We start from the raw sequence: 18,275 nt of genomic DNA on the forward strand, positions 1-18,275 counted from the left end.
GTGTTGCGCCTGATCAGGCGAGGCCGCCCGTGCTGCCCAGGTCGGCGCCGAAGCTGCCGATGAGGCCCAGGAGCAGGTTCGGGAGGAGGAACGCGGCACCGACGAGCGTGTCGATGGCCGACGAGCCGGTCTCCGGCAGGCTGCCGGAGAACTCCGCGCTGAGGGGGGTGGTGAATTCGGCGATCGAACCGGTGAGGTCCATGGGGTCTCCTTTAAGAAATTCGCTCCGACATGATCGGGGCGAGGTGCGGCGACCCGGGTGGTCGCGCGCGCGAGATGATTTTGCACCCCCGTGGTGGTCGTTTGTTCAACTTTCTTCACATCAGTGACAGACGTCACTTCCGACACTCGAATCCTCTCGCGACCCCTGCGTCGCTCGCCGGGCGCCGTCGATGCGGTAGAACCGTGGAATGAGCGAAGCACACAGCCAGCCCGCCTCGGCCTCCGACAAGGCCGACCGTCCGTTCGACATCGTGCTCTACGGTGCGACCGGCTTCACCGGGGGCCTCGTCGCCGAGTACCTCATGCAGAACATGCCGGTGGGCGGCTCCTGGGCGGTCGCCGGCCGTAACCGGACGAAGCTCGACGCGATCGTCGCGCGACTGGCGAGCGAGATGCCCGACGTCCCCGCGCCCGGGGTCGTCGTCGCCGACACCGACGACGCGCGGTCGCTGGACGAGATGGCACGGTCGGCCCGGGTCGTCATCACCACCGTCGGCCCGTATCTCGAATACGGCGAGCCGCTGGTCGCCGCCTGCGCCGACGCCGGCACCGACTACGTGGACCTGACCGGTGAGCCCGAGTTCGTCGACCGCATGTACCTCGAGTACCACGACGCGGCCGTGGCCTCCGGCGCACGGATCGTCCACGCCTGTGGATTCGACTCGATCCCCCACGACCTGGGCGTTTTCTACACCATGAAGCAGGTGCCCGAGGGCGTGCCCGCGGTGGTCTACGGGGCCGTGTACGCGGACGCCCAGTTCTCCGGCGGGACCTTCCACTCGGCCATCGGGCAGTTCGCGCGCCTGCGGGACGCGGCGAAGACCGCCCGGCTCCGGCGGCAGAAGGAGGGCAAGGTCGCCGGCCGTCGGATCAAGTCGGTCCAGGGCAAGCCGCACCGCGACAGCGTGCTGGGTCGGTGGCTCGTGCCGCTGCCGACCATCGACCCCCAGGTCGTCCTGCGCTCCGCCGCAGCCCTCGACAGCTACGGCCCGGACTTCACCTACTCGCACTACGCCTCGGTCGGCTCGCCCGTCACCGCCACGGCCGGGATGGTCGGTGTCGGCGCGGTCGCGCTCGGTTCCCAGATCGGCCCCCTGCGTTCACAGATCCTCAAGCGGATCGACCGGGGTGCGGGGCCGAGCGAGTCCCGGCGGGCCCGGTCCTCGTTCGACGTCACCTTCGTCGCGCTGGCCGGTGGCCGTCGGGTCGTCACGCGTGTCTCGGGAGGCGACCCGGGGTACACGGAGACCTCGATGATGCTCGCCGAGTCCGCGCTGTGCCTGGCGTTCGACGAGCTGCCCGCGCTCTCGGGTCAGCTCACCACGGCACAGGCCATGGGCGACGCCCTCCTCGACCGCGTCCAGCGCGGCGGTCTGACGTTCGAGGTCCTGTCGACCTGACCCGGGAGTGCTCGGGGGACGTCACGGGAGCGCCGGAGGGGCGCCGCACGACCCCGCTCGAGGTGGCGGCGCGGGCGTGGATTCGCCACCGGGTGGGGGCCGACTAGACTCGGCCCCGTGACCTCTCACGTGGACTCCATCTCGCACGCCTCCGACACCCCCGACCTCGCCCAGCCGTGGGCGGAACTCGGACTCAAGGAGGACGAGTACGCCCGCATCCGCGAGATCCTGGGGCGCCGCCCCACGGACGCCGAACTGGCGATGTACTCCGTCATGTGGTCGGAGCACTGCTCCTACAAGTCGTCCAAGGTGCACCTGAAGTACTTCGGGGAGACCACCACCGACGAGATGCGCTCGTCCATGCTCGCCGGCATCGGTGAGAACGCCGGCGTCGTGGACATCGGCGGCGGCTGGGCAGTGACGTTCAAGGTCGAGTCCCACAACCACCCCTCGTACATCGAGCCCTACCAGGGCGCCGCGACCGGTGTCGGCGGGATCATCCGCGACATCATGGCGATGGGTGCGCGGCCGGTGGCCGTGATGGACCAGCTTCGCTTCGGCCCCGCCGACGCCGACGACACGCACCGCGTGCTCCCCGGTGTCGTGGCGGGCGTCGGCGGGTACGGCAACTGCCTGGGCCTGCCCAACATCGGTGGTGAGACGGTGTTCGACGAGTCCTACGCCGCCAACCCGCTGGTCAACGCCCTCGGTGCGGGCGTCATGCGCGTGGAGGACCTGCACCTGGCGTTCGCCTCCGGCACGGGCAACAGGATCATCCTGTTCGGTGCCCGCACCGGCCTCGACGGGATCGGTGGCGTGTCCGTGCTGGCGTCCGAGACCTTCGATGTGGACGAGAACGGCGCGCCGGTCAAGCCGCGCAAGCTCCCCAGCGTCCAGGTGGGCGACCCGTTCATGGAGAAGGTCCTCATCGAGTGCTGCCTCGAGCTGTACCGCGACGAGCTGGTCGTGGGCATCCAGGACCTCGGCGGTGCCGGCCTGGCGTGCGCCACCTCCGAGCTGGCCGCGGCCGGCGACGGCGGCATGCACATCGTGCTCGACAACGTCCCGCTGCGCGCGGAGGGCATGTCCGCCGCCGAGATCCTCTCCAGTGAGTCGCAGGAGCGCATGTGCGCCGTGGTGACGCCGGAGAACGTCGAGGCCTTCATGGAGGTGTGCCGCCGCTGGGACGTGTTGGCCGCCGACATCGGCGAGGTCACCGACGGCGACCGGCTCACCATCGAGTTCCGCGGGGAGACCGTGGTGGACGCCCCGCCGGAGTCGCTGGCCGACGAGGGGCCGGTCTACGAGCGCCCCCTCGAGCGGCCCGCCGACCAGGACGCCCTGCAGGCCGACACCACCGCGGACCTGGCCCGCCCGGCCACCGGCGACGAGTTGCGCCAGACCCTGCTGGACATGATCTCCAGCCCGGCCCTGTGCTCGCGCAAGTTCATCACCGAGCAGTACGACCGGTACGTCCGCGGCAACACGATCCTCGCGGAGAACGCCGACGGCGGAGTCCTGCGCATCGACGAGGAGTCCGGCCGCGGCATCGCGCTGTCGACCGACGCGTCGGGGCGCTACACCAAGCTCGACCCGTACACCGGTGCCCGGCTGGCCCTGGCGGAGGCGTACCGCAATGTCGCCGTCACCGGTGCCACCCCGGTCGCGGTGACCAACTGCCTGAACTTCGGCTCCCCCGAGGACCCGGGCGTGATGTGGCAGTTCCGCGAGGCCGTCCACGGTCTCGCGGACGGCTGTGCCGAGCTCGGTATCCCCGTCACCGGCGGCAACGTCTCGTTCTACAACCAGACCGGTTCCACCCCGATCCTGCCGACGCCCGTCGTGGGCGTGCTGGGCGTGATCGACGACGTGGCCCGCCGCACGCCGACGGCCTTCGGTGACACCCCCGGCGAGAGCATCTACCTGCTCGGCGAGACCCGCGACGAGCTCGACGGTTCCATCTGGGCCCAGGTCGCCCACGACCATCTCGGTGGGCTGCCCCCGACCGTGGACCTGAAGTGGGAGGCCACGCTGGCCCGCATCATGGCGACCAGCTCCAAGGACGGCCTCATCACCGGTGCCCACGACCTGTCCGAGGGCGGGCTCGCCCAGGCGCTCGTCGAGTCGGCGCTGGCGGGGGAGTGCGGCATCCGCGTCGTGCTGCCGTCCGACGCCGACCCGTTCGTCTGGTTGTTCTCCGAGTCCGCCGGGCGCGTGATCGTCTCCGTGCCCCGCGGCGAGGAGATCCGCTTCCAGCAGATGCTCACCGCGCAGAACATCCCGCACACCCGCGTCGGTGTCACCGACCCCGAGTCGGGCACGTTCGAGGTGCAGGGCCAGTTCACCTTGACGATCGACGAACTCCGCGACGCCCACGAGGGGACGCTCCCGGCGCTGTTCGGGGTCGACCCGGTCTGAGTCGGTGCGGTAGGCGGCCGGATCGGGGGTAGGCGGGCGGATGCGCGACCTGCGCAAGCGTGAACGGGTCCTCGCGGTGGTGCTCGCCGCCACCGCCGGGTTCGTCGACGCCGTGGGGTTCCTCGTGGTGGGCGGCTACTTCGTGTCCTTCATGAGCGGGAACTCCACCCGCATGGTCGTCGACCTCTCGGGCGGTGACCTGGGCGGCGCCGGCATCGCCGCGGTCGTGCTGGTCTCCTTCTTCCTCGGTGCGGTCGGCGGAGCCGTGGTCACCCGTCGCCGCAACCTCGACGACCGCCCCGCGGTCCTGTCCCTGGTCGCGGTCCTGCTGCTGGTTTCCCTCGCTCTGCACCGGGTGACCACGGCCGCGGTGCTGGGGGCCCCGGTGTCGGTCGCCGCGGCGGCCGCGTCGATGGGTGCCATGAACTCCGTCTTCCACTCACGCGGCGAGGTCTCGCTCGGCGTGACGTACATGACGGGCGCGGTGGTGAAGTCGGCCCACCGCCTGGTCGATGCGCTGGCCGGGGGGTCCTGGGCCCCGTACCGCCAGCAGGTGGCCCTGTGGTCCGCACTCGTCCTGGGTGGTGTCGCCGGAGCGTCGCTGCACGCCGTCATGGGGGCCGACGCACTGTCGCTGGCCGCTGTGGTCGTGATCGGCGCGGCGGTCGTGACCGTCCTGTTGCGGGCCCGGGACTACCGCACCCCCTGACGGCCCGCCAGGGCCCCGGGCCTCATGGATGTGCTCGTCGTCGTGCCCCCAGATAGGCCTCCCGCGCGGCGAGGCCACGGACCACCTCGTCGAGCATCGGTCGCACGAACCGTTCCTTGTGCGCGGCATCGGACGCCGCCGCGGCGGCCAGGTTGAGCGCGGAGAACGTCGCCAGCATCAACGACACGCGCACGAGGGTGACGCTGACGGGCAACCCGGACAGGAGCCCGCCCGGCTCGTCCGGGGGACGCAGCGTCCACCGCGTCTCGGTGATCTCGGGGATGGCGATCCACCCGAGGGTCACGAAGAACAGGAACACGAGGGAGGCGAAGAGCGCCGCCTGGATGAGGGTGGCCAGCACCGGCACCAGCACGAGGTTGACCCGCTCGGCGCGGCGCAGGAGCTGCTCCGGTTCCCGGCCGCGCAGGTCGTGGAGGATGTCGTCCCGGGTGGAGATGCCCACCAGGAGCACGGTGAGCCCCACCATCACACCGAGCACGGCGAACGTCCGCGGCCAGGACAGCTCCACCATGATCTGCCAGATCTCCACGCTGAAGAACAGGAACAGCACGGCCAACATGAGGATCGGCAGCACCCGCGCCACCATCGGTCCCATGGTGGTCAACTCGCGTCGCACGCGGCGCGCCGACCACCGGACCAACGAGCCGAGCCCCGTGTAGGTCCCCGCCAGGACGCCCGCCGCCAGCAGGGCGGTGGTGCGGTGCGTGGGGCCGTCGTGGGGGTCGAAGGCGAGGTGGGGGACGACGACGAGGGCGGCCAGTGCGACGAGACCGAGCACCGAGCCGACCGCCGGGTGCGCGCGACGGGCGGTCTTCGAGACCAGCCATCCCACGAGCGGGGCGGCGACCCACAGCGCGATCGCGAGCACGAGCAACCCGACGATCGGCGCGGGGACGTCGATCAGCTCGGGGTCCGCGTCCGGGCCGAGCCGCTCGAGCAGGGCGATCATGTGGTCGTTCGAGCGGTCCACGGCCGAGATCCCGGTGCAGGCCACCGCGAGACCGGCGCTGACGCCGGCGGACCGGGCGAGCAGTTCCCGCCGCCGCGTGGCGGGGGCGATCATGAGCGGCAGGCCCAGGGCGCGCAGGTGGTCCTCGTGGGCGGGCAGGCTGCTCGCGGGGGTGGGATCGGGCGTGGGCACGCGCACATTCTCGCAGTGATCGCGGTCCGCGAGGGTCGGACCGGAGGCTATCGTCGAACCATGTCCACCAGCGAGCGCGCGGCGCCCGTCTACGTCAGCCCGCCGTCCAAGGTCCGCGACGACACGGTGCGCCCCGTCCTGCCCGGCCTCGCGGTGGACACCGTGTTCTTCGCGCTCGCGACACTGTCGGCGTGCTGGCTGGGGTGGCGACTGCTGGCCGACGTCTGGCACCACACCTGGTGGCACCTGCTCCTGCTCATCCCGTTCTGGGCGCTGGTCGCCTACCTGGTCCTGCCGCGCCTGCAGACGCTCATCACGGCGGTGTACGTCCCCGGGTACTTCATCGCGCGCACCCGCACCTCCGACGGGCTGTTGGGGGACCCGGTCAACCTGGCCGTCGACGGCACCGCCCGTCAGATCCACGAGGCCATGACCGCCTGCGGCTGGGTGCTGGCCGACGACATCACGGTGCGCTCATCCTGGGGCATCATCGTCTCCTCGGTGCTGCGCCGGTCCTACCCGTCGGCCCCGGTCAGCCCGCTGAAGCTCTTCGGTCGGCGGCAGTGCCTCGCCTACCAGCAGGAGGTGGAGGGCAACGCGGCCCAGCGCCACCACGTGCGCTTCTGGCGCTGTCCGGACGGCTGGCTCCTGCCCGGCGGGCACCGTGTCCAGTGGCTCGGCGCCGGCACCTACGACCGCGCGGTGGGCCTGTCGCTGTTCACCCTCCAGGTGACCCACAAGATCGACGCGGACATCGACGTCGAGCGCGACTACATCGTGGACTCCATCCAGTACCACATGCCGGCTGTGGGGGTCCGGGTGCTGGAGAACTTCTCGACCGGTTACCACTCCCGCAACGGCGGCGGCGACGCGATCCGTACCGATGGAGACCTGCCCGTGGTGGACCTGCGGTGCGTGCCGGTCCCCGAGGCGTCGGCGGCCGACCTACCGCCCGGCGTGGTGCGCGCGGCTCGCGGCTTCGACGACCCGGACGCCGAGGGGGGCGTGGCCTCGGGGGATCCGGACCGGCCGGCCGACGACGTCGCACCCGACCCCGGGCACCTGCCGCGACCGGCGGCGCTCACCGCGGGGTGCGCCCTCGTCGGGCTCAGCGTCCTCGTTCTGACCGTGCTGGCACTGCGCGATCTGGTGGGCGGGGCGGACCTGGAGGAGTTCGCCGGGCTGCAGCAGTCCGAGCTGGTGCCCGCCATCATCGCCCTCGCGCTGTTCATCGGCGCGACCTACGGCGCGATGGGCGTGCTGGCACTGCTCACCTACCGCGGATACGCCAGACCGCGCGTGTGGCTCCTGGCGCTGACGTGGGTGAGCACGCTCTCCACCGAGTACGGGCGGTTGACCACCGATGCCGAGCAGGACACGTTCCTCGGCGGGTATCCCGTCCTGGCCGTCAACGTCCTCATCATGCTGCTGCTCACGAGCATGGCCTCGCGGACGTGGAGTCGGCGCACCGCCCAGGACCGGCGTGACCGTCGGCGTGGTGCGCGCACCGGGGTGCGGGAACTGCCGGCCGGCGGGGCCCCGGACGCCGTGGCGCCGGCGCGTGCGGCCACACACGCTGCGGCGTCGATCCCCGCCGGCTCGGGGGACCCGACGTGAGCCGCGTCCCCGACGCCGCGGCGGTGCGCGCGGCCGTCGAGGCGGTGACGCCGTGGCTCGACGACGACGAGACGGCTGCCGAACCCGGTCGGTCGGCGCTGGCGGCGGCGGTCCGCGGCACCGTGGAGGTCCTCGCGGCCGAGCTGCCGGGGCGTTCCGTCGAGGTCCGTGTTCCGCCGTTCGCCGCGGCGCAGTGTGTGGAGGGGCCGCGGCACACCCGGGGCAGCCCACCCAACGTCGTCGAGACGGACCCCCGCACCTGGCTGGAGCTGGCGACGGGCCGGATCGGCTGGGACGCCGCGGTGAGAGAGGGCCGGGTGCGGGCCTCGGGCACCCGCGCGGCGGCGGTCGCCGCAGGGTTGCCGGTCATCCGACCCGCGTGAACGGCGCGGGGGTGTCTCCCGGCGGGAGGAACGGTGTGGGGTCCCGCCCGATGGAGGGGTCCGCGCACCGGCCTTTGGGGTCACGGGGGTCGGTGACCGTAGACTTGCAGGCGCACCGCCGGGGTCCGTCCGGGCGGACCGCCCCGAAAGCCGCGAGGGAGCACCAGCAGGTGGAGAGCACGTCGTCACGACCGGCACCGTCCGGATCACTCCGCCGTACCGGTGGCGGGTCCGCCGTGGGGCTGGGGCTGCCGGACCCGTCCGTTCCCGGGCCCGCGGGCCTGCCCGTCGACGCCGAGCGCATCGGCCCGGTCGAGGAGTGCGGAGTCTTCGGCGTGTGGGCCCCCGGCGAGGACGTCGCCAAGCTCACCTACTACGGCCTGTACGCGCTGCAGCACCGCGGTCAGGAGGCCGCCGGTATCGCCGTCGCGGACGGCGAGCAGGTCCTGGTCTACAAGGACCTCGGCCTGGTCAGCCAGGTCTTCGACGAGCAGACGCTCGAATCGATGCACGGTCACGTGGCGATCGGGCACTGCCGCTACTCGACCACGGGCGCGGCGAGCTGGGACAACGCCCAGCCGATGTTCAGGCCCACGACCGACGGCGGTTCCCTGGTGCTCGGGCACAACGGCAACCTGGTCAACACGCAGGAGCTCAAGCGGCACGCGACGGACCTGGGGATCGGTGGGTATTCGGAGGAGAGCACCCACTCGGACTCCGACATCGTCTCGACCCTCCTCGCCCACGAGGCGCGTGACGGGGGACTGGAGGAGGCCGCGGCCCGTCTGCTGCCCCGACTGCGCGGGGCCTACTGCCTCACCTTCTCCGACGAGAACACGCTCTACGCGGCCCGCGACCCGCACGGCGTGCGCCCGCTGGCGCTCGGACGTCTCGAGCGTGGCTGGGTCGTGTCGTCCGAGACGTCCGCCCTGGACATCGTCGGGGCCTCGTTTGTCCGCGACATCGAGCCCGGCGAACTCATCGCGATCGACGCCGACGGCGTGCGGTCCCGCAAGCTCTCGCCCCCGACTCCCAAGACGTGCGTGTTCGAGTACGTTTACCTCGCCCGTCCCGATTCGGTGATCAACCAGCGCCTGGTCAATTCGGCGCGGGTCGAGATCGGGCGCCGCCTGGCCCGCGAACACCCCGCCGAGGGCGACCTGGTGATCCCGGTCCCCGAGTCCGGCACCCCGGCCGCGGTCGGCTACGCCCAGGAGTCCGGGATCCCGTTCGCCCAGGGGCTGACGAAGAACGCCTACGTGGGCCGCACGTTCATCCAGCCCAGCCAGACCATCCGTCAACTGGGCATCCGCCTCAAACTCAATCCGTTGCGCGAGGTTATCCGCGGGCAGCGGCTCGTGGTGGTGGACGACTCGATCGTGCGCGGGAACACCCAGCGGGCCCTGGTCCGCATGTTGTACGAGGCCGGAGCCCGCGAGGTGCACGTCCGGATCGCCTCTCCGCCGGTGCGCTGGCCCTGCTTCTACGGGATCGACTTCGCCAGTCCCGCCGAACTCATCGCCAACGGCGTCGACGCCTCCGACGGGATGCTCGAGGGGGTCCGCCGTGCCATCGGCGCAGACAGCCTCGGTTACGTCTCCGTCGAGGGGATGATCGAGGCCAGTGGCCAACGGCCCGACGAACTGTGCGCGGCCTGCTTCGACGGTCACTATCCCATCGAGCTGCCCGACGACTCACCCATGAGCGCGGCCGTCCGCGCGCTGGCTGCCGAGGTCGACGGCCTCGAGGCCGATCGCTTCCCGGTCCGCAGTGACAGCGGGGACCCTGTCCGCCGACCCTGAACAGGCGCCCGACCAGGGGCACCGACGAGGAGACACCACATGACCGACAACTCACACCACCCGACCGGCGCCTCGTACGCCGCCGCCGGCGTCGACATCGACGCCGGCGAGCGCGCGGTGGAGCTGTTCGCCCCCCACGCCAAGCGGGCGACCCGGCCGGAGGTGATGGGGGGCCTCGGTGGTTTCGCCGGCCTGTTCTCGCTGAAGAACACCTACCGGCAGCCGCTGCTCGCCTCGTCCACGGACGGCGTCGGCACCAAGATCGCCGTCGCGCAGGCGATGGACGTCCACAACACGGTCGGTATCGACCTCGTCGCGATGGTCGTCGACGACCTCGTGGTGTGCGGTGCCGAGCCGCTGTTCCTCCAGGACTACATCGCCATCGGCAAGGTCGTCCCCGAGCATGTCGCGGACATCGTCGAGGGGATCGCCGAAGGCTGCGTCCAGGCCGGATGTGCGCTGCTGGGCGGGGAGACCGCTGAGCACCCGGGGCTCATGGCTCCGGGGGAGTACGACATCTCCGCCACCGGCGTGGGGATCGTCGAGGCCGACGAGATCCTCCAGGCCGAGAACGTCCGTCCCGGCGACGTGATCATCGGTATGGCCTCGTCGGGGCTGCACTCCAACGGCTACTCCCTGGCCCGCCACGTGCTCCTCGAGCTCGCCCGACTCCCGCTCGAAGGACACGTCGAGGAGTTCGGACGGACCCTGGGTGAGGAGTTGCTCGAGCCGACGCGCATCTACGCGCTCGACTGCCTCAGCCTCATCGCGGAGACCGACGTCCGGGTCTTCAGTCACGTCACCGGTGGCGGGCTCGCCGAGAACCTCGCCCGGGTGATGCCCCGGGGCCTGGTCGCCCGGCTCGACCGGGGCCGGTGGTCCGTCCCCGCGGTCTTCAACACCATCGCCCACCACGGCCGCGTCGAGCAGGCCGAGATGGAGCGCACGTTCAACATGGGTGTCGGGATGGTCGCCGTCCTGCCCGAGGAGGACGTGGACCGCGCCCAGGCGGTCCTCACCGCCCGCCACGTCGAGAACTGGGTGATCGGTCGCGTGGAGAAGGCCAGCGAGGACGTCGACGCCCCGCGGGTGACGCTCGAGGGGTCACACGCCCGGTTCTAGACGCGCGCAGCGCGCAGACGACAGCGACCCGGCCGGGGCAGTTCCGGCCGGGTCGCTGTCTCTTACTGTGTCCCACGCTCGTATGACGTACGAGGGCCGGGCACCCTCTCGGGGATGCCCGGCCCTCGTGGCTCCTACCGGAGCGGGGGGTGTGTCAGTACCTGGTGTCGCCGTCGGACCACGACCCGTAGGGGTCGTCGTCCTCGTCGGTGCTGAGTCGCGTGGGCGACCCTCCACCCGACAACTCCTGCTGGAGACGTTCTAGGTCCGTCTGCGGAGTGTTGTACTTCAGTTCGCGAGCGACCTTGGTCTGCTTCGCCTTCGCGCGGCCTCGGCCCATTGACCTGACCCCCTCGGAAACGGTGCTGGGCCACCTCGGGGGTGCCCATTGCAAGTGTGAGTATCTGCCTGTCCACAGGATAGCGTGCCCGGCGCGGAATGTCCGCCCGGGTGTCGGGGAGTCGCCTCCGGTAGTGACCCGCGGGGGTGATCCCGCCCCTGCGGGGGTGCGTCAGACCTGACCGCGGAGCCGGCGGACGGCCTCTCGCCCGGCCTGCGTCCCGGTCTCCTGCGGGACGCTGTCCGGATCGACGGCGGCGAGGACCCCGTCGATCTCGAGAGCGGCGTCGAGGGGGACCGACCGCTTGAGCAGGGCGAGCGCCACCGGGCCGTCCTCGTGGTGCTGGACCACCGTTCCGACGCGTCCGACGGTCCGTCCACCGGAGCTGACCTCGGTTCCGGGCACGGGTAGTTCGTCGCTGCCGGAGCCGTCCAGCTGGAGTCGCACGAGTACCCGGGGCGACCGTCCGAGGTTGTGGACGCGGGACACCGTCTCCTGGCCCCGGTAGCAGCCCTTGTCCAGGTGCACGGCGCCGAGCTGGGCGACCGCGCCGATCCAGGTGGGCACCTCGTGGGGGATGGTCTTCTCGTCCGTGTCCACCCCGAGGCGACCACGCAGCGGGGTCGTCCCGGCCGCACGCATCGCCTCGAACGCCCACGACCCCGCCGGGCGTGCACCCGCCGCGACCGCCGCGTCGAACCACGCGGTCAGTCCGGAACGGGGGACCACCAGATCGATCGACCCGGCCAGGGGCCAGGGCATCCGCCGGGCCACGCCGCCCCCCGGCAGCGCGGCGCTGGCGTAGTCCCCGGCGGGCAGGGCCACCTCGGTGCCGTCCGGGGCCGCGAGGGAGGCGGGCAGGGTGGCGCCGGTGAGGGTGATGACCGCGAGTTCGGCCGTCTCCGGGGTGGCGTCGGCCCAGAACACCATCTTGGTGAGGAACTGCAGCAGGGCCGCACCGCGGCCGGGTTCGGTGTCCACGACGAGCGTGCCCGCCACATCGGCCAGGACCGCGTGGTGTTCCACCCGCCCGTTCGCGTCCAGGATCAGTGTCTCCGCGCCGCCGCCGTCCGGAATCTCGGACACGTGCTGGGAGACGAAGCCCTCGAGCCAGGTCAGCCGCTCCCCGCCACCGATGGTCAGGACATCCCGGTGCGAGCGGTCGACGACCACGAAGCCGGAGTCGGCAGCGCGCTGCTCGCCGAAGGGGTCGCCGTAGTGGAACGGCACCCCGACGTCGGGGGAGGTGTCGGCCTCGTCTACTGCTCCGGGGCGGTTCAGGATCGGGCTGCGGTAGCCGCTGTCGGTCCGCTCGGGCACAACTGGGTCGGTCACGGACGCGAGTCTACGTATCCCGCCGTAGTGTTGGGCGGCATGGGCACAGGACTGGGAACGGGAGCCGATCGACCCGATGACGCACGGGTGGTCGTGCTCGTCGCGGGCGGGCCCGAGGGGCCGCGACCCCGGGTCCACCCGTCCGATCAACCGCTGTTGTTGGCCGACGACCTGGCCGCCGTCCGCGGCGACGGTTGCTTCGAGACGCTCCTGCTGGTGGGCGGCCGCCCCGCCAAACCGGAGCGACACCTCGCGCGACTCGCGAGGTCGGCGGGCGCGTTGGGGCTGACCGGCCCGTCCCCGGAGCAGTGGCTGGCGGCGATCGACCTGGCGGCGAGCCGGTGGGGGCCGGACTCCGAGGCGATGCTCCGGCTGGTGTTGTCACGTGGGCCCGAGCGCGGCGGGCAGGAGACCGCCTACATCACGGTGGCACCCGTCAGCGGCGTAGCGCTCCGGTCGCGGGCCGAGGGCATCGCGGTGACGGCCCTCGGTCGGGGGTACGCGGCGGACGTCGCCGGGTCCGCCCCGTGGTTGTTGCTCGGATCCAAGACCCTGTCGTACGCGAGCAATATGGCGGCACTGCGGCACGCCGCGGCTGCGGGGTTCGACGACGTCGTCTACCTGTCCTCCGACGGCGAGGTGTTGGAGGGGCCCCGGTCCACCGTGGTGATCGCCCGGGGTGGCGAGCTGCTGAGCCCCCCGGCGGAGGTCGGGATCCTCGAGGGCACCACCCTGGCTGCCATGACCGAGATCGCCGAGCGTGAGGGGGTGCCGGTGCGCCGCGAGCGACTACTGCTCACCGATCTGCTGGCAGCGGACGCCGTGTGGCTGCTGTCCTCGGTGACCCTGTGCGCGAGGGTCCGCAGGATCGATGACGTCACACTGCCGACCGCAGCCCCGGGGATCGACGTCGCGGGCATGGTCGACCGCGCAGTCGGCCGAACCTGACGGATCCGACCCCCCGGAACGAGCTCGACCCCCCGGAACGAGAAAATCCGCCACACCGACCAGGGAACCACCGCCCTGTCGGTAAGGCGGTGGTTCCCGGGTCGGCGCAGCGGACCGGGCAGGGGGCCGCGTCAGCCGGCGACCCGGCGCAGGCGCGCGGACATGTGGGGCACGAGTCCCTTCTCCGGGTGGACGCGCTCCTCGACCCAGCCGAGGTCGCCGTCCTCGACGATCCCGTAGATGCGCTTGGCGCCGCCCCGTCTGGGTCCGGTGGGGGAGGACAGGACCACGTCGGTGGCCATCTCCCAGGCGGACTGGGTGATCGGCGCTCCGTAGTACATCTCGATGACGCCGGAGGCGTGCGCGACGAGGAACTCGAGTTGATCGTCCTCGGAGATCCGCCAGAACCCCGCCTCTCGGTAGGCCGCGTCGTCCACGGTGCCGCCGGAGTCGAAGGTCCAGGCGCGCGATGTCCAGCTCAGGTAGTTCTCGCCGTCGTGGGCCACGACGACCTGTTGGCCGAACCGGTGCTGGCCGCGGTCCTCGGTGTCCGCCTCGCCCTCGCCCTCCCACACGCCCACGAGGGGAAGCAGGGCGAGCAGGCCGGGATGCAGGTCGGGGCCGAAGCGCAGGTTGGCCGTGTCCTCGGGAACCGGGAGTTCGGAGAACGCGGGGATATTGCGTCGGGCGGTCTCCGCCGACCGCTCCGCCGCGGCGTCGACGGCCGCGTTCCCGGATCCGCGCACTACCGCCTCGCCGCGGTCCCCCTCGGGGGTGGGCGGCGTGGGGTCACCGGCGTTCGGCTGGCCGCTTTCCGTCACGACTCGTCGGTGACCGTGCGGTACACGATGTAGCAGGTGGCCCACAGGATGGCCAGCGTGCAGAGGACGAGGAGAATCTCGAAGAAGAGCACCATGGCTCAATCCTAACCCCGAGCCACTCAGCCCAGTGAGATGCGGGCCTCGATCGAGTGGATGAGGCAGTCCTCGGGAGGTACGACGAAGTCCTCGCTGACCCTCGCGCGGGCACCCAGCACGGTGGCGAGCGTGAAGTCCGCGTGGACGACACCCTCACGTTCCGGGGGGTCGACCGTGATGACGATGTCGCGCACCTCGCGGATCACCGAGTACTGGAGGTGCAGGTGCAGATCCCACCGGAGCTGGTCCGCCCCGAACCCGGTCTTCAGTCCGTTCTCGCGCCGGACACAGTCCTTCGCGAACGGCACGCGGAATGCGGCGGCCGGGACCGTGAGAGCCGTGAGGTACATCCGGACGGCGGCCTCACGCTCCTCCGGGGAGTAGGGGCCGGGATGATCGGGCACGGCCGGGGTCGCCCCACGGCGTTGATCGATTCCCACGATGACGGCGGAGGCGACCGAGGCGCCGACGGCGACCACGGAGGCCCGCCCGGCCATGCCGAGCGCACGCGACAGCAGAGACATGGGTTCGAGATTAGTCAGTTCCGACGGCCGACGGGGTGAACACGCGGCTCACCTCTCGACCGGGACCCCGATGAGCGAGCCGTACTCCACCCAGCTGCCGTCGTAGTTGACGACATTCGGTTGATCGAGGAGTTCGTGGAGGACGAACCAGGTGTGGCTGGACCTCTCGCCGATCCGGCAGTAGGCGACGACACGGCGGTCGGGGGAGCCGAGGAGGTCGGCGTAGATCTCCCGCAACTCGGCGTCCGAGCGGAACGTTCCGTCGCGGGTGACCGCCCGGTTCCACGGGATGCTCACGGCGCCCGGGATGTGCCCGCGCTGGCGTCCACCCTCCTGGGGCAGGCCGGCCGGGGCGGCGAGACGGCCGGTGAACTCGTCGACCGATCGGACGTCCACGAGCGCGTCTCTGCCGAGGCCCGCGAGGACGTCGTCGCGGAACGCCCGGATCGACAGGTCCTGGGGCTCGGCGTCGTACTCGGTCACCGGGCGCTGCGGCAGCTCCGTCTCCAGGGGCAGGCCGTCCCGTTCCCAGCGCATACGGCCACCGTCCAGCAGTCGCACGTCGGGGTGCCCGTACAGCCGGAGGTACCAGTACGCGTACGCGGCGAACCAGTTGTGGTTGCCGCCGTAGACGACCACGGTGTGCTCGCGGGTGATGCCCCGTCCCGACATGAGCTCACCGAACCGCTCGCGGTCGACGAGGTCGCGGGTGTACTCCTGCTGCAGCTCGGTGCGCCAGTTCAGCGCGACGGCCCCGGGGATGTGCCCGTCGGTGTGGTAAGCCGTCACGTCCTCGTCGACCTCGAGGAAGACCACCGAGTCGTCGGCCAGGCGCGAGGCGGCCCAGCGGGTGCTGACCAGTACGTCGTCGCGACTCATGAACCCGAGTCTAGAGGTCGGGCCGGGCGAGGCCGCCCAGCGGCGCGGTGCCGGGTCCGCCCCGGCCGGTGGCGGTGATGGTGCCACCCCTGACGTCGAGGGACTCGACGGCCACGCCCAGCGGGAGGACGTCCGGTTCCAACGTCAGTGCGGTGCGGCGCATGGCCAGTGCGCCATCGCCGTCGGGGAAACCAGCCGGTCCGGTCGCGGGTGCGACGGGGACGAGGTGGGCCCCGAGGTCGTCGACGACGAGGTCGACGAACGCCGAGACACGGACGTCGGTCCCCTCGAGTGTCCCGGTGACGCGGGCCCGGTTCTCGGTGCCCCCGGCGAGACTCGGATCATCGGCCGCACCGACCAGCACGTCCCGCATACCCAGGGCCGGGCCCAGCGAGTCGCCGGTCATCTGTACCGAGACCGTCACCGCTCCGGACGTCAGGGGTCCGCTCCGGTCCGGTGGCACCGAGACGTCGGTGGCCATGGCCTCGACCGCGACGGGACCGAGTCCGGGACGGTCGACCCCCTCGACCCGGATCGCCACCGAGGTGAGGGTGTCCGGCCCCGACCACCGGGATCCGGGGACCCCGCCGATCTTCACCGAGGGCGGCCCGCTGAGGGGGATCCCCCGGGCGATCCGGTCGGACAGAGCGGCTTCGATCCGCGAGGCCGACACGGCCTCCGCGGTGAAGGCGCCGCCGGCCACGAGGGCCAGGGCAGCGGCCGCGATGACGACGGGGCGGGGGGCTCTCATGGGTTTCAGGTGTACTCCAATCCCCGTTTCGGGGGTGCGGGTCGCTAGTATCGTCTCGGCCCCCGGACGGAGAGGAAGCGACATGGACGTAGTGCTCCTCGCTGCTGAAGCAGACCCTGAGGCGGTCATCCCCGCACTGCCTCTCCTACCGCACTCGGTGCGGGTGCTCCCCCCGCTGGCGTCCTCGCTCGGGGATCTCTCCGGGGCGGCGCTCGCCCTGGTCGACGCGCGGAGTGATCTCGCGGCGTCGCGTGCACTGTGCAGACTGTTGTCCGGCGGGGGAGACCTCGCAGTCATCGCCGTGGTCTCCGAGGGTGGTCTGATCGCCGTCAGTGGGGACTGGGGTCTCGACGACATCCTCCTCCCGACCACCGGTCCGGCGGAGGTGGACGCCAGGTTCCGGCTCGCCGCCGCGCGGCATTCGTCCCAGGGTGAGGCCGAGGGCGGCCTCCTCACGGTCGGTGAGCTGGTGATCGACGAGGAGACCTACGTCGCCCGGGTCAAGGGGCGTCCCCTGGACCTGACCTACAAGGAGTTCGAACTCCTCAAACACCTCTGCCAGCATCCCGGCCGGGTGTTCTCCCGTGCACAGTTGCTCCAGGAGGTCTGGGGCTACGACTTCTTCGGTGGCACCAGGACCGTCGACGTCCATGTCCGGCGACTTCGCGCGAAACTCGGTCCCGATCACGAGTCCCTCATCGGCACCGTCCGTAACGTCGGGTACAAAGCGGTCCGACCCTCGGACCGCCGGGAGGACGGGGGGGACGCATGACGGTCACCGAACGCGTGATGGACTCCGGTGCGGTCGACATGATCGAGGCGATGGCACGGCAGGCCGGGGCTGTCGACGGGGTCGCACCGCTCGGCGAGCAGCCGATGCGGGCCCTACGGGGGACCACGGGCGAGGTGCGTCACTTCCTGGCGAGCGAACCCGAGGCGGACGATGATGCCGCTGTTCACGGAGCCGCGGCTCCCTCGATCGTCGGCTACGCCCAGCTCACCGGCACGGGGGACGAGGCGACCGCGGAACTCGTCGTGGACCCCTCGCGCCGTCGCAGGGGCCACGGGACCGCCCTCGTCCGCGCGGTTCTCGAGGCCGAGCCCGGCGCCGCGGTGTGGGCGCACGGGGACCTGCCCTCCGCCCGCGCGGTGGCCGAGGGTCTCGGGCTGGCGCGGACCCGCGAACTGCTCAAGATGCGGAGGCGGGCGTCGAACGGGCCGGCACTCGCGGACCCGCGCCCGTCCGAGGGCATCGAGACCGGCACCCTCGCCGATGCCGAGTCGGAGGGTGGGGTCCGGTGGCCGGGGATGGACGCCCGGGAAGAGTTCCTCCGCGTGAACAACGCCGCGTTCTCGTGGCACCCGGAACAGGGGGGCTGGACGCGCGAACAGCTCGACGACCGCCTCGCCGTGGACTGGGTCGACCCCGGGGCGGTCTTCCTCGCGGTGGACACCTCGGGCGACCGCCCGCGGCTGGCGGGGTTCCACTGGACCAAGACCGTCGCGGAACCCGGGGAGCCGGTCGAGGGGGAGGTCTACGTGGTCGCGGTCGACCCGGCCGACCAGGGCCGCGGATTGGGCGGCCTGCTCACGGCCATCGGGGTCGACCACCTCGAGAGCCGGGCACGGGCGGGGTCGGTCGTCCTCTACGTGGAGGGTGACAACCGACCGGCGATCCGCACCTACGAGAGGCTCGGATTCGCTGTCGAACACCGAGATGTGACCTACTCCTCGCGCTGAGACGCG

General features: G+C 71.7%; 18 protein-coding genes. 10 read left to right on the forward strand and 8 right to left on the reverse strand.

The features are described from left to right. Positions 1 to 13: 13 nt before the first annotated feature. Positions 14 to 202 carry a hypothetical protein gene (locus tag L8M95_RS00220; RefSeq protein ID WP_260487350.1) on the reverse strand — a complete coding sequence of 63 codons (189 nt, stop codon included), beginning with the start codon at positions 200 to 202 and terminating at the stop codon, positions 14 to 16. A 208-nt stretch (positions 203 to 410) separates the two neighbouring features. Between L8M95_RS00220 and L8M95_RS00225 the strand changes: the two genes are divergently transcribed. The 3 genes from L8M95_RS00225 to L8M95_RS00235 all read left to right on the forward strand — a co-directional run bounded on the left by L8M95_RS00225 (position 411) and on the right by L8M95_RS00235 (position 4,749). After that, positions 411 to 1,622, forward strand: coding sequence for a trans-acting enoyl reductase family protein (locus tag L8M95_RS00225; protein WP_260487351.1), 1,212 nt, complete (start codon positions 411 to 413; stop codon positions 1,620 to 1,622). Positions 1,623 to 1,739: 117 nt separating this feature from the next. Then, positions 1,740 to 4,040, forward strand: a complete 2,301-nt coding sequence (gene purL / locus L8M95_RS00230; protein WP_260487352.1) for a phosphoribosylformylglycinamidine synthase subunit PurL — start codon at positions 1,740 to 1,742, stop codon at positions 4,038 to 4,040. A gap of 40 nt (positions 4,041 to 4,080) precedes the next feature. Then, entirely contained in the window at positions 4,081 to 4,749 is a 669-nt protein-coding gene (locus L8M95_RS00235) for a YoaK family protein (protein ID WP_260487353.1), read from the forward strand. Positions 4,750 to 4,771: 22 nt separating this feature from the next. Here the strand turns inward: L8M95_RS00235 and L8M95_RS00240 are convergent, their stop codons facing one another. Further along, positions 4,772 to 5,911, reverse strand: coding sequence for a hypothetical protein (locus L8M95_RS00240; RefSeq protein ID WP_260487354.1), 1,140 nt, complete (start codon positions 5,909 to 5,911; stop codon positions 4,772 to 4,774). 60 nt (positions 5,912 to 5,971) lie between these two features. Between L8M95_RS00240 and L8M95_RS00245 the strand changes: the two genes are divergently transcribed. The 4 genes from L8M95_RS00245 (at position 5,972) to purM (ending at position 10,835) form a co-directional block, all read left to right on the forward strand. Further along, complete coding sequence (locus L8M95_RS00245; RefSeq protein ID WP_260487355.1) at positions 5,972 to 7,528, forward strand: LssY C-terminal domain-containing protein; 1,557 nt, start codon at positions 5,972 to 5,974, stop codon at positions 7,526 to 7,528. Beyond that, positions 7,525 to 7,911: a sterol carrier family protein gene (locus L8M95_RS00250; protein WP_260487356.1), complete on the forward strand. Its 387-nt coding sequence runs from the start codon at positions 7,525 to 7,527 to the stop codon at positions 7,909 to 7,911. Before L8M95_RS00245 ends, L8M95_RS00250 begins: the two co-directional genes overlap by 4 nt. Before the next feature lie 170 nt (positions 7,912 to 8,081). Beyond that, entirely contained in the window at positions 8,082 to 9,713 is a 1,632-nt protein-coding gene (gene purF, locus L8M95_RS00255) for an amidophosphoribosyltransferase (protein WP_260487357.1), read from the forward strand. 39 nt (positions 9,714 to 9,752) lie between these two features. Next, entirely contained in the window at positions 9,753 to 10,835 is a 1,083-nt protein-coding gene (gene purM, locus L8M95_RS00260; protein ID WP_260487358.1) for a phosphoribosylformylglycinamidine cyclo-ligase, read from the forward strand. Positions 10,836 to 10,989: 154 nt separating this feature from the next. Here purM and L8M95_RS00265 read toward each other — a convergent pair whose 3' ends face one another. Both L8M95_RS00265 and L8M95_RS00270 read right to left on the reverse strand, forming a co-directional pair. Then, a complete protein-coding gene (locus tag L8M95_RS00265; RefSeq protein ID WP_067712007.1) occupies positions 10,990 to 11,175 on the reverse strand; it encodes a DUF3073 domain-containing protein in 186 nt (61 codons plus the stop codon). A 171-nt stretch (positions 11,176 to 11,346) separates the two neighbouring features. Next, positions 11,347 to 12,510 (reverse strand): folate-binding protein YgfZ, encoded by a 1,164-nt coding sequence (locus tag L8M95_RS00270; RefSeq protein ID WP_260487359.1) that lies wholly within the window; start codon positions 12,508 to 12,510, stop codon positions 11,347 to 11,349. A gap of 39 nt (positions 12,511 to 12,549) precedes the next feature. On the opposite strand from L8M95_RS00270, the gene L8M95_RS00275 reads away from it, so the two are divergent. Next, entirely contained in the window at positions 12,550 to 13,458 is a 909-nt protein-coding gene (locus L8M95_RS00275; RefSeq protein WP_260487360.1) for an aminodeoxychorismate lyase, read from the forward strand. Positions 13,459 to 13,589: 131 nt separating this feature from the next. Here L8M95_RS00275 and L8M95_RS00280 read toward each other — a convergent pair whose 3' ends face one another. The 4 genes from L8M95_RS00280 to L8M95_RS00295 all read right to left on the reverse strand — a co-directional run bounded on the left by L8M95_RS00280 (position 13,590) and on the right by L8M95_RS00295 (position 16,529). Next, entirely contained in the window at positions 13,590 to 14,279 is a 690-nt protein-coding gene (locus L8M95_RS00280; RefSeq protein WP_260487361.1) for an FABP family protein, read from the reverse strand. Positions 14,280 to 14,398: 119 nt separating this feature from the next. Further along, positions 14,399 to 14,899 carry a hypothetical protein gene (locus L8M95_RS00285; RefSeq protein ID WP_260487362.1) on the reverse strand — a complete coding sequence of 167 codons (501 nt, stop codon included), beginning with the start codon at positions 14,897 to 14,899 and terminating at the stop codon, positions 14,399 to 14,401. Positions 14,900 to 14,947: 48 nt separating this feature from the next. Further along, positions 14,948 to 15,778, reverse strand: coding sequence for a sulfurtransferase (locus tag L8M95_RS00290; protein WP_260487364.1), 831 nt, complete (start codon positions 15,776 to 15,778; stop codon positions 14,948 to 14,950). Between the two features lie 10 nt (positions 15,779 to 15,788). Further along, positions 15,789 to 16,529 carry a DUF2993 domain-containing protein gene (locus L8M95_RS00295; RefSeq protein WP_260487365.1) on the reverse strand — a complete coding sequence of 247 codons (741 nt, stop codon included), beginning with the start codon at positions 16,527 to 16,529 and terminating at the stop codon, positions 15,789 to 15,791. 82 nt (positions 16,530 to 16,611) lie between these two features. On the opposite strand from L8M95_RS00295, the gene L8M95_RS00300 reads away from it, so the two are divergent. Both L8M95_RS00300 and mshD read left to right on the forward strand, forming a co-directional pair. Further along, positions 16,612 to 17,301 carry a response regulator transcription factor gene (locus L8M95_RS00300; protein WP_260487366.1) on the forward strand — a complete coding sequence of 230 codons (690 nt, stop codon included), beginning with the start codon at positions 16,612 to 16,614 and terminating at the stop codon, positions 17,299 to 17,301. Next, positions 17,298 to 18,269 carry a mycothiol synthase gene (gene mshD, locus L8M95_RS00305; protein ID WP_260487367.1) on the forward strand — a complete coding sequence of 324 codons (972 nt, stop codon included), beginning with the start codon at positions 17,298 to 17,300 and terminating at the stop codon, positions 18,267 to 18,269. Before L8M95_RS00300 ends, mshD begins: the two co-directional genes overlap by 4 nt. Positions 18,270 to 18,275: the final 6 nt, after the last annotated feature.

The organism is Dietzia sp. B32 (genome assembly GCF_024732245.1).
Lineage (GTDB): Bacteria > Actinomycetota > Actinomycetes > Mycobacteriales > Mycobacteriaceae > Dietzia.